The following is a 14,311-nucleotide window of genomic DNA, read 5'->3' as shown; positions in this document are numbered from 1 at the left end:
TGTCCTGGAACGGGCGGGCGCGACTCAGCTCACCTTTCACACAAGGACCTTGCATGAAGCTCTTACGGCGGGTCACCGTCACGGGTGCGACGGCGGCGGCCTGCGCGGCCGTGGTCATCGCCACCACCACCTCCCATGGGTCCACAGCCCCGGCACCGATGATGACGGTGGCGGACGAGCAACCCGGCTATGCCATCGAGGACTTCACCTACCCGGACGCTGACAAGCTCAAGGAAGAGAAGGGGATCACACTCAAGCGCGGAGACGGCCACATCACCCTCGCCGAGTGCGGCAGCTCTACGGACCTGATGGAGGTGCAGTCGCGGAAGGGAAAGACCTGCTTCCGCATCACCGGCGACTCCGGCTATCTAGCCCTGGAGATCCCGGCCGTATTCGCCGTCAAGGGCAGCACCGACCACGCCGCGCGCCTCACCCTCACCACACCGGACAACGAGAAGCGCGAGGTCGAGGTCCCCAAGAACGACAAGGACGAGTGGACGCCGGTCGGTGAATCCATCGACCCCCAGCGCCGCGAGCACCTTCTGGTCGAGATCAGCGTCGGCCAGGGCAAGCCGGCGTCGGTGTTGTCCGGCGATTCCGCCCGTTCGTGGCTGTCTCGCGTCACCGTGAACAAGCCGGGGCACGAAGGCGGGCGGAGCTGTACGGGTGCTCTGGTCGACAGGACGTGGGTGCTGACTGCGGCAAGCTGTTTCGCAGACAATCCGGCCAAGCCGATGCGAGCCGCAGCGGCTCCGATGCTCGACGCCACAGCCTCATTCGCCGGGCAGGCCCCAGTAAAGATCGATTACTTGATACCGCGTAGCGACCGGGACGTGCTGCTCGCCCGCCTGGCCACCCCAGTCACCGGCATCACCCCCGCCACGCTGGCTGGAAGTGCCCCTACTGGAGCATCGCTGGTCGCCGCGGGATTCGGTCGTACCGACACCACGTGGGTGCCCAACAGCCCGCATCACAGCAACGTGACCCAGAGCAGCACCACCGACACCACTTTGAAGCTGACCGGGGGCCTGGCGTGCAAGGGTGACGCCGGAGGTCCGATCCTCGACGCGAACGGTCGTATCGCGGCTGTACAGAGCCGTGCCGATCACGGCGGCTGCTTGGGCCAGGCTGGACAGGGTGACAGCTCGGTCGCGGCCCGCACCGACAACATCGTCCCATGGCTAGACGGCAGCACCTTCAGCGGGAAGGCGCGCTTCGTCCTGGATGAGGATGCCGGTTCGCGGCGTGTGTCAGGTGGCGTACCCGAGGAGTTTGCTGCTCGGTTGGGCGGCGGCGCCGAGCTGGGTGTTGAAGGCAAGAACGGCACTGCGTTGAAGCTGAACGGGACGTCAGCGTACGCAGCCACGACTGGACCGGTGGTGGACACCACCAAGTCGTTCTCAGTGTCGGCCTGGGTCAGGCTCGACGACAAGGACCGCAATTACACCTTCCTGTCGCAGGCGGGGAGCAACGCCAGCGGGTTTCAGCTGTACTACTCCAAGTACTACGACAAGTGGCTCTTCAACCGGCACGCCAAGGACACCGACGACACGGGCATCATCCGCGCGATGAGCAAGAACGCCGCAGAGTCAGGTGTGTGGACCCATCTGGCCGGTTCGTACGATGCGGCCAAGCAGACGCTGTCTTTGTTCGTGAACGGTGAGTTGCAGCAGTCGGTGCAGTTCACCACGCCGTGGCGGGCTAATGGCGGTCTGCAGATCGGCCGGCTGTACTACAAGGGCACCTGGCAGGAGAACACCCGCGGTCGCATCGATGATGTGCGAGTTGTGCAGTCGGCAGTCGAGCTGGCCGATGTCGCGGCGATCGCAGGTGGCAGTGTGCCTGCGCATCTACAGGAACTGGCCTCTTTCCCGCTGGATGAGGCATCAGGTAGCGCACGCGTCAGCGGAGGCAAGGGCGCAGGGCCGGTGGCGACCCTGGCCGGCGGCGGAGCCGAACTGGGTGCCGAAGGCAAGATCGGCACCGCGTTGAAGCTGAACGGGACGTCAGCGTACGCGGCCACGGCTGGACCGGTGGTGGACACCACCAAGTCGTTCTCAGTGTCGGCCTGGGTCAGGCTCGACAACAAGGACCGCAATTACACGTTCCTGTCCCAGGCCGGTGACCACGCCAGCGGGTTTCAGCTGTACTACTCCAAGTACTACGACAAATGGATCTTCAACCGACACACCACGGACACCGACGACACGCCGATCGCCCGCTCGATAAGCAAGGACGTAGCACAGACGGGTGTCTGGACACAGCTGACCGGCGTGTATGACGCGGCAGCCAAGAAGATCCAGTTGTTCGTCAACGGCGAGCCGCAGACGGCAGCCGACTTCACCTCCCCTTGGCGGGCCAGCGGTGCTCTTCAGATCGGCCGACTCTTCTATAAGGGTGCCTGGCAGGAGAACTTCGCCGGAACTATCGACAATATCCGTATCTGGGACCGGTCCGTCGACGCTGGCGAAATCATCAACGATGGCCTCCGCATCAAGAACTAGCGGTCGGTGAATCATCTTCATACCGGGGCTGGCCCGGCGAACCCTGCCGGGCCAGCCCTTGTTTATTGTCGAGGTGGAATCCGCCTCCCTTTGTATTGATTCACTCAATTAGTGAGGTTCCGAAATGAAACTGCGTGGCGGGTTCATACTGCCATTGATGTTGATAACGGTACTTGCCGCAACCCTGTGGATGGCAGTATCGAGTGACTGGTTAGCGGCATCATCTAGTGCGCAATCCCCCGCCGCCGAGACGACACTCTCGGCCGAGAATGCGAATTTCACCCTCAATGAGGGCGCTGGTTCACGGCGGGTGTCGGGGGGCGCAGCCAAGGAGTTTTTCGCGCGACTGGGTGGTGGTGCCGAGTTGGGTGCTGTCGGAAAGTCCGGCACTGCACTGCGTTTGAACGGGACATCGGCGTATGCGGCCACGGCTGGACCGGTGGTGGACACCACCAAGTCGTTCTCGGTATCAGCATGGGTCAGGCTCGACAACAAGGACCGCAATTACACGTTTCTGTCCCAGGCCGGTGACCACGCCAGCGGGTTTCAGCTGTACTACTCCAAGTACTATGACAAATGGATCTTCAACCGGCACTCTACCGACACGAATGACACCGAGATCACTCGGGTAACAAGCGCGGAAGCCGCGCAGCCAGGCGCCTGGACTCATCTGACTGGTTCCTATGATGCGAGCCATCAGACGGTATCCCTGTTCGTGAATGGTGAACTCCAGGAGTCGACGAAATTCACAACTCCGTGGCGGGCAAATGGCGGACTGCAAATCGGCCGACTCTTCTACAAGAGCACCTGGCAGGAAAACGCACACGGCCTCATCGACGATGTTCGGATCGCGCAGTCGGCCATAACACCGGCCGATGCCACCGCCATCGCTCGCGGCGCTCTTCCGGCACACCTGCAAGAGCTGGCCTCCTTCCCGCTGGATGAGGCATCAGGTAGCGCAACGGTCAGCGGAGGCAAGGGCGCAGGGCCGGTGGCGACCCTGGCCGGCGGCGGAGCCGAACTGGGCGTCGAAGGTAAGATCGGCACCGCGTTGAAGCTGAACGGAACATCCGCATACGCGGCCACGGCTGGACCGGTGGTGGACACCACCAAGTCGTTCTCGGTATCAGCCTGGGTCAGGCTCGACAACAAGGACCGCAATTACACGTTTCTGTCCCAGGCCGGTGACCACGCCAGCGGGTTTCAGCTGTACTACTCCAAGTACTACGACAAATGGATCTTCAATCGGCATGCCAAGGATACCGACGACACGCCGATCGTCCGCTCGATAAGCAAGGACGTAGCGCAGACGGGTGTCTGGACGCAGCTGACCGGCGTGTACGACGCGGCCAAGCAGACGGTATCGCTGTCCCTGAACGGTGAGCTCCAGGAGTCGACGAAATTCACAACTCCGTGGCGGGCTAATGGCGGACTGCAAATCGGTCGACTCTTCTACAAGGGCACCTGGCAGGAATACTTCGCCGGAACAATCGACGACGTCCGCATCTCCGCGGAGACCCCTCTCGTCGATTGCTCGTCTATTCAAACTGTCGGACACCGTGGTGCCCCGAAGATCGCCACGGAGAATACAGTCGCCTCGCTGGAGGTGGCGATTGACCGCGGTGCGGACTGGGTTGAAACTGATGTGCAGTTCACCAAGGACGGCCAACCGGTCATCATGCACGACGAGACCGTGGACAGGATGACCGACGGTCAGGGACGCATTGATCAGCTCACGGCAGCAGAGATATCCAAGCTGACGATGAAGGGCGGAGGACGCGTCCCCACCCTCGAGCAGGTGCTGTCCTCACCCAAAGTCAGGTCCGCCCAGCTTCTCCTGGAAATAAAGGGGCCGCAAACACCCACGGACGTGAATCACGCTCTCAGGCTCGTCTCCGAGGCCGGAATGACCGAACGCACGATGGTCCAGTCCTTCGACGAGACTGTGGTGCAGTACGCGGCTTCGTCACCGTACAAATTCAAGGTCGCCTTGCTCCGGGACAACCTCGATGCCGATCCCGTGGCGACGGCCAGAAAATTCTCTCTCACTGCGTATGCGGTGAGCTTCAAGGGACTCTCGGCCCGGCATTCGGTGGTGGACCAGCTCAAGGCAGCCGGGGTCAAGACGTTCGTCTGGACAGTCGACTATGAAGGTGACTGGCAGGCCGCGACGTCGTGGGGCGTTGACGGAATAATCACCAATCGCCCGGACCAGTACCTGCAATGGAGGAGATCCCACTGCGCCCCAACCGTCACCCCTCGCTGACAGGACACTCCAGCGAGACTTACGGGCGCGTTGACGCCACGTGAGGGGACGGGCCCCTGACACGAATACATTCCGTTCGCTGGGCACGTGAGGGACCAGGACACACGAGGGCGTACCCCGCTTGGTCTGCGGGGTACGCCCGGTCCGGTGTGTGTGGCTAACCGTTGTCGGCCGCCTTGGTGGCCTGGGCCAGCCGGAAGGTTCGCGGCTGGTCGGTGACCTGTTCGGCGATTCCCGATCCGACCAGTTTGACGAGGGCGTTGGCGATGGCGCCTGAGGACTTCTCGATGACGCGGCTGATGCGGGTGGCGGTGAATGCCTCGTCGGGGTGTGCGTGGAGGTGGTCGGTGACCATCTGTCGGAGTGCGCCTGGTGCGAGCCGCCCGTCCTTGGTCGGTGCCGGTTGCGCCGGTGCCCTATGCGCCTCGGCGGCTTCGCTCGACACGGGGGCGTCGTCATCCCCGCACTGCGGGCCGTCTTCCTGGCTGTTGTTGCCGTCGGGCTGCTCGGTGCCCTGGGACGCTTCTACGTGAGGGGTGTCGGCTTCCGGCTCGGTGCTGGGGTCGGTGTTGTCGGCGGCCGGCGTATCGGGGACATCGGGCGGGGTGTCCGTGGGCAGGTCGGTGTCGTCCGTGATGGTGGGGTTGGGGTCGTCGGGGACAGGGGCTGGGGTGGTGCTGGACGTCCTGTCCTCGGACGTTTCCTCATCGCCTTCTACGTCGTTGTTGACGCGTTCCGCGGAATCGGTGGGAGTGCTTTGCGGCTGTGTGTCGGCGGGCTGTGCGTCGTGCTCTGGCGTGTTAGTGGTCTCGGAGGTGGGCGTCGGGGGTACGGGGTGCCAGAGGTCGGGCATGCGGCGGGGGCCGTCGTGGCCGCCGGGGGTTCGGGCGGCGAGGCCGCGCTTCTCCAGGGTGGTTACGGCGCGTCCGGCCGTGGAGTGGCCGATGCCTGCGGCGTGGGCGAGTTCGGCGACGGTGACGGGTTCGGTCTGGCCGATCAGTTCGGTGTAGACAGCGGCGGCTGCGCCGGTCAGGCCCGTGGGCGGTTCCGGGGCGGAGGCGTTGTCTGGCGTGGGTGTGGTGTCGGGGTTGGTGTCGGACATGTTGGGGTCCTCGATTCCGAATGCAGTGTGGGTCGTTGAGGTCCCCGGCCGGGGTGCGGCGCTGCGTTGTCGGGCCGCGGTGTTCGCCGGCGCGTGCGCGGCGCGTTCATCCGGGCGAACGTGGCTGTGACGAGGGCGGGTTCACGCTGGGGAACCCACTGGGCTCGGCGGCCACGACCATGGACGCTCGAACCGTGGGGGATGTCAAGCGAGGGGATTGCCAGAATTGCTGCTGGTCAGGGTGGATGGTGCGGTCGATGGGGCGGAGCTTGGAGAGCGGGGGTGGCGTGTCCCGGTTGGGGCGGTGTGTGGGGGCGGTCCCGGTGTGCGGGTGGTCGGTGATCCGGGCGGTGCCGTGGGCGGGGCGGGTTCATCCGATCGGGGTGGGCGGTCGGTGTGGTGGGTTTGGAGTTGGTTGTGGAGTCGGCGGGCGCGTTTGGAGCCGACGCCGAGTTCGTTGCGTAGCCGCCAGGCGGTGACCGGTTTGCCGGTGGTGGCGCGGGCGGCTTCATCGAGGGCGAGGGCCTGGGGCCATACGTCGGCGTCTGCCGCCCCCGTACCGACCGGTGGGCGGTCGGTGGGCGGGGGCTGGCCGTTGGGTGTGTTGTCGCCGGTCTCGGACCCGGTTGGGTCCCTGTTTGTGCTGGCGGGGGTAGTGACCGTGGTTGGACAGCGGTCGGTTTCGCCGGCCGGAGTGGAGGCGGGCGGCCGGTGGGCGGTCGGCGGTCGGGCGGCCGCGGTGATGGGGGCGGTGGGCGGTCGGAGGGTGTGGGCGGTGGGCGGGTTTGGGGAGGTGAGGTGGTCGAGGAGGTGGGTGATGGTGCGGCGGTAGGCGGCGATGGTTTCGGTGAGGGCGATGAGGAGGAGGGCGGGGGTGAGGTGGAGGAGGACGGCTGCGGGGTCGGCGTGGTGGGGCCAGCCGATCTGGCCGTCGGGCCAGAGGCTTTGCCAGGTGTTCATGAGGGCGGCGGTGGAGCCGGCGCTCCAGCGCAGGGTGGTGGACCAGGCGGGTGGGGTGATGCCCCAGGCGGCCAGGCGTGCGTCGACGTACAAAACGCCGGCGAGCGCGGTGCCGATTATGGGGTCGAGGAGGACGGCGATGGGGAGGGGGACGTCGCGGCTGGTGGCGAATCGGGTGACGTTGACCGTGGTGAAGACCAGCGCCAGGATCCCCACGACGCACAGGACCCGGGTCATCGATCTGAGGAGGCTGATGGCCTCGCGGGCTTCGATCTGCTTCACCGATCTCCCCTACGGGCTGTGGGCCTGGTTGCCCCTTGGAAGGAGGAAGCGGTTGTGCGTGCCGGGCCCTGACGGACGACCGCTCCGGAGTGCGGTGCGTCGATCGCCTGTCCGGCGCCGATGAACAGCGAGACGTGAGCGATGTGGTCCGGGCTGGTCCCGAAGAACAGCAAGTCGCCCGGGGCCAGTTGAGTGTCCTTTGGGACATGGGGGCTGGTGTCGTATTGGGCTTGTGCGACGCGGGGGAGGCGGATGCCTGCGGCTCGGTAGGCGGCTTGGGTGAGGCCGGAGCAGTCGAAGCCGCCGTCAGAGGGTCCGTTGCCACCCCAGACGTAGGGAGTGCCGAGCTGGGCACGGGCGAAGGCAACGGCCTCGGTACCAGCGCCAGTTGGGGTTGGAGCGATGGTCGTGTACCTGCGTGCCGTCGCGAGGACTTGGCTGACGTAGGCGTGGGAGTGGTTGTAGACGAAGATCGCTGTCTGGAGGTTCTTGCCGCCTCGGGCGCCGTTGGCGCACAGCAGGCGTGCTGCGGCATATACGGCGTCGACTGGGTCCCAGGGGGTGGGCGGCGTTCTTCCTCCGGGGGGCACGGGGTGGGCGTACGACTGGAAGGTGGAGGGGAGGAACTGCATCGGTCCGACGGCGCCTGCGGTGGAGATCATGGTGGGGTTGCGGGCGTGGTCGGTCTCGGTCTTGCCGATGGCGGCGAGGACGGTCCAGGACAGGCCGGGGCAGGCGAGGGCGGCGCGCTGGTACAGGGCGAGCATGCGGGACGGGATGTCGTTCAGGGCGTGTGTGCTCGGGGACGTCGGTGCGCTGCTGTCCGCGGGAAGTCCGCCGAGCGCTGCGGCGATGGTGAGGGCGGCGAGGAGTGGCAGGGCCAGGACTGTGCAGCTGATGCCGGTGATCGCCTTTGTGAGCAGGGAGCTCACGATCCGGCCTTGGGAGCGGCGGGCGGTTGTGGGGGTACGAGGAGGGTGAGGGGTGTGTCGACGTCTGTTGGTTCCAGGCCGGAGGCGGGGCTGAGGGTGGGCCAGTGGTCAGTGAGGGTGGCGAGGGTGGTGCGGCGGGCGCCGGGTTGGAGTGGTGCCCACCAGGGGCCCCAGGGTTCGGTGGTGGTGAAGTCGGCGGATGAGGTCGCCACGTTCAGCCCCAAGTCTCTTGCTGTGTTGGCGAGGCGATGTCGCAGGGCTTGGTCGCGGGACTGGGTGCGGGTGTGGATGAGCAGGGCCGGGCGAGTGCTGGTGGCGGTGGTGAAGGCGGCGTAGCCGGTGAGTTTGGCTTCGACGCGGGCGAGGGGTTGGCTGCCGGTGTCGTATTCGAGGAAGAAGGGCAGCAGGCGGTCACCGTCGTGGTAGTGGGCGTAGGCGTCGGGGCGGATGATGTCGCCCCAGCGACGGGCTGCGGAGCGTTCGGAGAGCCAGAGGGCGAGGCAGGCGGCGGGGGTGGTGTGGGTGTGGGCGGCGAGGTGGGTGAGGAGGTCGTTGACGCCGAGGTCGTGGCCGAGGGAGGGGGAGTAGGCGATGCGGCCGGTGTGGGTGGGGCGCCAGCCGACGGCTTCGGAGTCGAGACCGGCCTGGGCGGCGAGGAGGGCGGCTCCGGCGGGGCCGAGGGTGTAGTGCTCGGGGGCGGAGCCGGTCTGGGTCAGGGGGCGGAAGGAGTCCACGACCGCGTGGTGGTGGAGGGCGCGTAGGCGGCGTTGGGCGGAGCGGAGTGAGGTGTAGGCGAGGCGGGTGATCTGGTGGGTGGTCAGCACGCGGTGCTCGTGGAGCATGCGGACCAGCCACAGGTCGCGGGTGGTGAGGCGGCGGGCCAGGGCGGCGATGTCGGTGTGTTGGGTGGGGCGGGTGCGGCTGGTTGCGGCGCGGGCGGTGTAGCGGGAGCCGGGGCCGGAGGCGGGGCGGGGGAGTGCGGGCATGGCGGATCACCGTTGGGTAGGGCGGAGGGACTGGTGGGGTGGTTGGTCAGGGGCGGGTGGCTTGTCGTGGGCCGGTGCGGGAGGCGGAAGCGGTTCGCAGGTCTTTGGCGCGGCCGGGTACCGGGGGTGGCAGGGGGTGGGTGGTGAGGGTGAAGGCGGTGGATTCCGCGCCGTTGGTCAGGAGGTGGGCGGCGGCCTGGTAGGGGCCGAGGTGGGCGAGGTCGTGCGCGGCGAGGGTGGGCAGGGTGTGGCGTTCCAGTGCGTTGGAGTCCTCGGGGGAGGCGTTGAAGAAGACCTTGTTGCGGGCGTTGGCGGAGATGCCTTCGCGCAGGTCGCGGGGGAGCTGGGCGAGGTGCTGGTGGGCCAGGAGCATGGACAGGCGGTAGCCGCGGGCCTCAGCGAGCATGTCCTCCAACGGGTAGGGCAGCACCAGGAAGTTGTGAGCCTCGTCGATGCTGAGAGTGGCGTCGACGCGCTGGCGTTCAGGGGTACGGGCGCGGGCTGAGGCGGCCTGCCAGGTGCCGGCGACGATGAAGGAGCCCAGCAGACGGGCGGTCTCCTCCCCGAGGGCTCCTTTGGGGAGGCGTGCCAGCAGGATGCCGCCGTTGAGGACGTCGGTGAGGTCGAAGGTGGAGGGGCCGGCGGAGATGGCGCGGCGGGCGAAGTCGCGCAGCAGGAAGGCACGCAGCTTGTTCATGACCGGGCCGACCACCGCGGCGCGGGAGGGTTCGGACATCGACTCGTACCAGGCCCAGAAGCCTCGCAGGACCGGGTCTTGGAGGGCGGGGACGATCCGCAGCCGGTAGGCGGACTCGCCCAGTAGACGGGGAACGTCGGCGAGAGTGACCAACTGGCTAGTGCGGTTGCGGTGTTTGAGGAGGGTCAGGCAGGCGGCGCGCATGACGTCGTCGGTGCGGGGTCCCCAGAAGGCGGTGAAGATCCGGCGGAAGATGCCAGTGATGTTGTCCACGACGACGTCGATGTCGGTGCCGTCGAGCACGTTCAGGCACGGGGGCGTGTGGGGATCGTCGGGGTCGATGAGGACGAGGCGGTCGGCGCAGGTGTCGGGCAGGCGGTCCAACAGGTCCGTGACCAGGTCGCCCTTGGGGTCGATGACGATGACGCCGCGGTGATTGCGGACGTCGTCGAGGACGAGGTTGGCGATCAGGGTGGACTTGCCAGAGCCGGTTGCGCCCATGACGTGCAGGTGGTGGCGGGCGTCGGCGACGGCGAGACCTACGCCGCGGCGGGCACCGGTATCGGAGTGGCCCAGGGGTTTGACGCCGTTGCCGGGGGTGGGCTTGGGGATCTGTGGGGGTGGGAGGACGGAGCGGGCGCCGGCTCGTCGTAGGCCGGGGGCGTCGGGGTCGTAGGGGAGGTGGGCGAGGGCGGCGAGCTCGGGCACCGAGAGCAGCGCCGGGCAGGAGGCGGGGAACTGTCGGGCGGTGAGACGTGGTTCGGGGTGACGGAGGCGGGTGCGGGTGAGGTAGTTGCGGTCGGCGTACAGGCCGAAGGCGGAGGCGATGGCATGGGCCCGGCCCCGCGCCACATCCTGTGCCCGGTCGGCCTTCGATGAGCAGGCGGCGGCGTAGGTGAGGGTGCACTGCCACTGGGCGCCGGATTGTTTGGCCACCATCTGACGTACGGCGGTGCCGTGGTCGGGGTCCTGCTTGCCGGTGGCGGCGGGTTGAGCACGGTGGAGGAGGAGCGCGGCCAGGGCGGAAAGGCGGGCTGGGGCGTGGCCGGCCTTGAGCCGCCGTGCCTGGCGGCGGGCACGGCGCAGGGCGCGGCCGGTGGCGGGGCGGGCCAGGATCTGCACGCAGGCCGATTCATGGTCGGCCATGCCGGTGGCGGCCTGGAGCAGGGCGCGTAGAGGGTCGGTGGGGTGATCGGAGCGGAGAGGGAGGACATCGGGGCGGGCTGGCCGCAGGCCCCCGGCCGTGCGGGCGACGGCGTCGTCTGAGTCCGGGAGGAGGGGAGCGGGTGCGGTGACGCGGGTGTGGGCGCCGGGCCAGGCGGCTTCGACGGCGCGGCACACCAGGCCCATCGGGACGGTGCCTGGGACCCAGATGCAGATGCGCAGGCCGCTGTGCGACCAGGTGTATTCGAAGGAGAGGTGGGGCTGGCCAGTGGACAGGCGGCGCCACCACGGGCGCAGCAAACCGGAGAGCTGAGCCCACAGGACCTCGCCGCCCTTGGGCGCGACATGGGGCGGAGCGAGGATCTCCACGCAGCGGGCACCATCGGCAAGACGTTGCTGACGCGAACGCAGCAGACGGCGCCGGGCTGCGCACCCGCATGCTGCGGACACGAAGACGGTGGGGATCAGGAGGGGCGCAGCCGCGGTGCACCAGGCGAGGGTGGCATGGAGCGCGGTGGCGGCGAACATCTCAGGGTGGATGAGGAAGTCCACCAACGGTCCGCCCGGCGGCGCGATGGCTCGCAGCATGGGGCCGGTCACAGCATCCGCCCCTCGTCGCCGTCGCCGCAGGTGCTGTCGTCTGCGCAGCCATCGGCGTAGACGGATCCCTCATCTCTTGGGTGCTGAGCGGTGACGGCGCTGAACAGCTCGCTGGGGTCAGTCGTGATCACGTCGTGTTCGCCCGGAGCGGCGACGCTGATCAGGGCGACCTTGTGGCGGCGGTCCCCGGTAAGCAGCAGCGCCTCGCCTCGGGAGGCAGAGAGGAGGAATTCCCGCTCGCCGTGGCAGAGGTGGAAGTTCTCGCTGATGGTGTCGATGGCCTGTGGGGCCTGGCGGAGCAGGATCTGAGTGGCTGCGTTCGAGACGATGGCCCGGCCCAGCGGTGAGGCGAGGACATCGTCAGCGTCCTGGGTGACGATCGCCAGTCCGGTCCAGCGTTTGCGGGCGGCTTTGGCCATGCGGAACAGGAAGCGGGCGCCGGCCCCCTCACGCATCAGCCGCCATGCCTCGTCCACCACGACCAGATGGCGGCCCGCGCTCGGACGGGAGGTGACTTGCCGCCAGATGGCGTCCAGAGCGAGCAGCATCGCCGGGGCCGTGACCTCTTCCGGCAGGCCGAGGAGCGCGTAGACGACCAGGTGCCCGGAGGTAGCAGCGGTGCTGGGACCGTTGAACAGGTGGGCGTGCGAGCCGGTGGTGTAGGGGACCAGTCGGTCGGCGAGGCCCGTGGCCACCTCGCTGCCGTCCTCGTTCAGGACGGTGGCCAGGTCGGCGAGCGTGGGCGGAGTGCGCTGCCAGGTCCGAGGATCCGCGGTGATCCCTGCATGGGTGTACGTGCCGAGGATCGCTCTGTCCAGCACCGCTTTCTCGGCGGCGGTCAGGTCGGTGCCGAGCAGGACGGTGAGGAAGGTGTGCAGGAACAGCACGCGCCGCGTCAGGGCGTCTTCACTGTCGCGTGCGGATACCGGGAGGTCGAAGGGGTTGAGGCATACACCTTCCGTACCCAGCCGCACCACGTGCCCGCCGACGGCCTCGGCGAGGCGGACGTACTCGTCCTCCGGGTCGATGACCGAGGCGGTGACACCGGTGAACAGCAGCCGCAGCAGTTCGAGTTTGGCCAGGTAGGACTTGCCGGCGCCAGAGCGGGCCAGGATGACGGAGTTGTAGTTGTCCTGCGCGAAGCGGTCCCACATCACGGGGGCACCGGAGACCGCGTTCAGTCCGTACAGCACTCCCGAGGCCACGCCGTCGTCGCCTGTGACAACCGGTAGGTCGGGGCTGGTGAAGGGGAAGCACGTGGCCAGTGCCGCGGTGTCGAAGGTGCGGCGGATCTTGAGGGTGTCGAGGCCGAGCGGGAGGGTGGCCAGCCAGCCGGGGAGTGCCCGGTAGGTCGTGGGCGCGACTGTCATGAGCAGGGACTCGGCGATGGCGCGGACGGCGGCAGCCTGCTCGGCGAGGGTGTCCTCGTTCGGCGCGTGCACGGTCAGGTACAGGGCGAGATGGAAGAGTTTTCCTTCGCCGCGGGCGATGCGGTAGGCGAGTTCCGCGGCGTCCGCAGCGGCGGCTTCCACTTCGGGGTCGTCCAGGCGGCCTTTGTCGAAGCCGGTGCGGCGGCCGGATTCCAGGCGGGCGCGCTGCTTCTTCAGTCCGGCGGCGGCCACCGGGTTGGGGACGGGCTCGATGTGCAGGGCGATGTCGAGATGCCCTGGGAAGTTCATCAGGGGGGCGAGCCAGCCGGGGGTGACCTCCGACGGGTAGCCGGTGACCACAAGCGTGGTGGTCAGGTCGGCGCCGATGGCCAGGGCGCGGGCGTGCACCTCGATGGCCTCGGGACCAGGCGCGTTGAGCAATGCCGCACCGTCGGTGGTGGGGGCTGGGCGGTGACGGCGGCGGAGAAGACGTTGAGTCACGTGAGGTCACCTTCCGATGCGGTCCTGTGCGGGGTGGGTGTGTCGGGGTTGCAGGCCGCGTGCACCAGGCGGGTGCTGGCCGGGCCGTCCTGGGGCGTGACGGTGATCTCGGCCGGTGCCAGGGCGCGGGCGGCCTCGTCAAGGCGCTGGAGCACCCGCCCCGCGCTCGCAGTGCCCATGACGCTGGAGGTGGGGGATTCCTCGCGGGCGACGAGCAGGATCTGCCGGCCGATGAGGTTGCCGCCGGCGGCGAGGTCGGTGAGGAAGTCGGCGTGCGCGTGGGCGGCTGCTTCCAGTGCCGGGTGCGGCAGGGCGGCGGCCCCGTGGTGCAAGGCATCGGCCAGCGGGGTGAGGTCGACGTGGTGGGAACGCACCAGCAACTGTGTCGGTCCGGTGAGGGAGTTGAGCCAGCGGGCGAACGCGGCGGTCAGCCCTTGTTGTTCGGCCGCCGAACGCAGCTCGAAGTTGACCGTGGAACACCTCGCCATGGCCGCGGCTCCCTCGCTGCCCAGGCCGAGCACCCCTTCCGCAGTGATGCCGCCGTGGGGCATGCGCATGGCGGCCGGGGGCGGACCTGCGGCCTTGGCCCAGCGATGCGGCACGATGGCCGGCAGTGGGGGAACGCCTTCGGGGGCGTGTACGCGACGCTTGGGCGTGCGCGTGTGGGTGAGCGCGGCGAGCAGGAAGCGGCCCAGGCCGACGCCTTCCCGGTGGCCGAGCGCGAGCGCTGCCACGGCTCCGGCAATGGGGGCGGCCAGGGCCGCGTAGGCGAGCGGTGCCATGAAGGCGCGTGTTGCCCACCAGCCGCCGTACAGCGTGACGGCCGCGGCGGCGAGGACGGCGGTCTGCCGGGCGGTGAAGGGGCCCAGGAGGCGGTCGGGGCGGGAGATGTCTGCAGGGATACGTGTGGCGTATGGGGTGTTGGTTGGGTCGTCTGGTGCTGCCAT

Annotated in this window: 9 protein-coding genes; 2 read left to right on the top strand and 7 right to left on the bottom strand. The window is 68.1% G+C overall.

The features are described 5' to 3' along the window. Window positions 1-53: 53 nt before the first annotated feature. Together B073_RS0115265 and B073_RS0115260 are read left to right on the top strand one after the other, a co-directional pair. Entirely contained in the window at window positions 54-2,504 is a 2,451-nt protein-coding gene (locus B073_RS0115265) for a LamG-like jellyroll fold domain-containing protein (protein ID WP_026247402.1), read from the top strand. Window positions 2,505-2,661: 157 nt separating this feature from the next. Then, entirely contained in the window at window positions 2,662-4,770 is a 2,109-nt protein-coding gene (locus B073_RS0115260) for a LamG-like jellyroll fold domain-containing protein (RefSeq protein WP_158690132.1), read from the top strand. A 157-nt stretch (window positions 4,771-4,927) separates the two neighbouring features. On the opposite strand, the gene B073_RS47145 is transcribed toward B073_RS0115260, so the two are convergent. From B073_RS47145 to B073_RS0115225, 7 genes are all read right to left on the bottom strand, one after another. Next, window positions 4,928-5,872: a MarR family transcriptional regulator gene (locus B073_RS47145; RefSeq protein WP_026247400.1), complete on the bottom strand. Its 945-nt coding sequence runs from the start codon at window positions 5,870-5,872 to the stop codon at window positions 4,928-4,930. 204 nt (window positions 5,873-6,076) lie between these two features. Beyond that, window positions 6,077-7,114, bottom strand: coding sequence for a hypothetical protein (locus tag B073_RS0115250; RefSeq protein WP_018538949.1), 1,038 nt, complete (start codon window positions 7,112-7,114; stop codon window positions 6,077-6,079). Further along, window positions 7,111-8,046: a C40 family peptidase gene (locus tag B073_RS0115245; RefSeq protein WP_018538948.1), complete on the bottom strand. Its 936-nt coding sequence runs from the start codon at window positions 8,044-8,046 to the stop codon at window positions 7,111-7,113. The genes B073_RS0115250 and B073_RS0115245 overlap by 4 nt, the downstream gene beginning before the upstream one ends. Continuing rightward, complete coding sequence (locus tag B073_RS0115240) at window positions 8,043-9,032, bottom strand: replication-relaxation family protein (protein ID WP_018538947.1); 990 nt, start codon at window positions 9,030-9,032, stop codon at window positions 8,043-8,045. The genes B073_RS0115245 and B073_RS0115240 overlap by 4 nt, the downstream gene beginning before the upstream one ends. A 46-nt stretch (window positions 9,033-9,078) precedes the next feature. Then, window positions 9,079-11,481, bottom strand: a complete 2,403-nt coding sequence (locus B073_RS0115235; protein ID WP_037811750.1) for a helicase HerA domain-containing protein — start codon at window positions 11,479-11,481, stop codon at window positions 9,079-9,081. An 8-nt stretch (window positions 11,482-11,489) separates the two neighbouring features. Next, entirely contained in the window at window positions 11,490-13,364 is a 1,875-nt protein-coding gene (locus B073_RS40010) for a VirB4 family type IV secretion system protein (RefSeq protein WP_106731855.1), read from the bottom strand. Continuing rightward, on the bottom strand, window positions 13,361-14,311 hold the full coding sequence (locus B073_RS0115225) for a PrgI family protein (RefSeq protein WP_018538944.1): 951 nt from the start codon (window positions 14,309-14,311) through the stop codon (window positions 13,361-13,363). The genes B073_RS40010 and B073_RS0115225 overlap by 4 nt, the downstream gene beginning before the upstream one ends.

Source organism: Streptomyces sp. MspMP-M5, assembly GCF_000373585.1.
Classification (GTDB): Bacteria; Actinomycetota; Actinomycetes; order Streptomycetales; family Streptomycetaceae; genus Streptomyces.
Note: the sequence above shows the minus strand (reverse complement) of the source record. Positions and strands in the feature narration are given on the sequence as shown.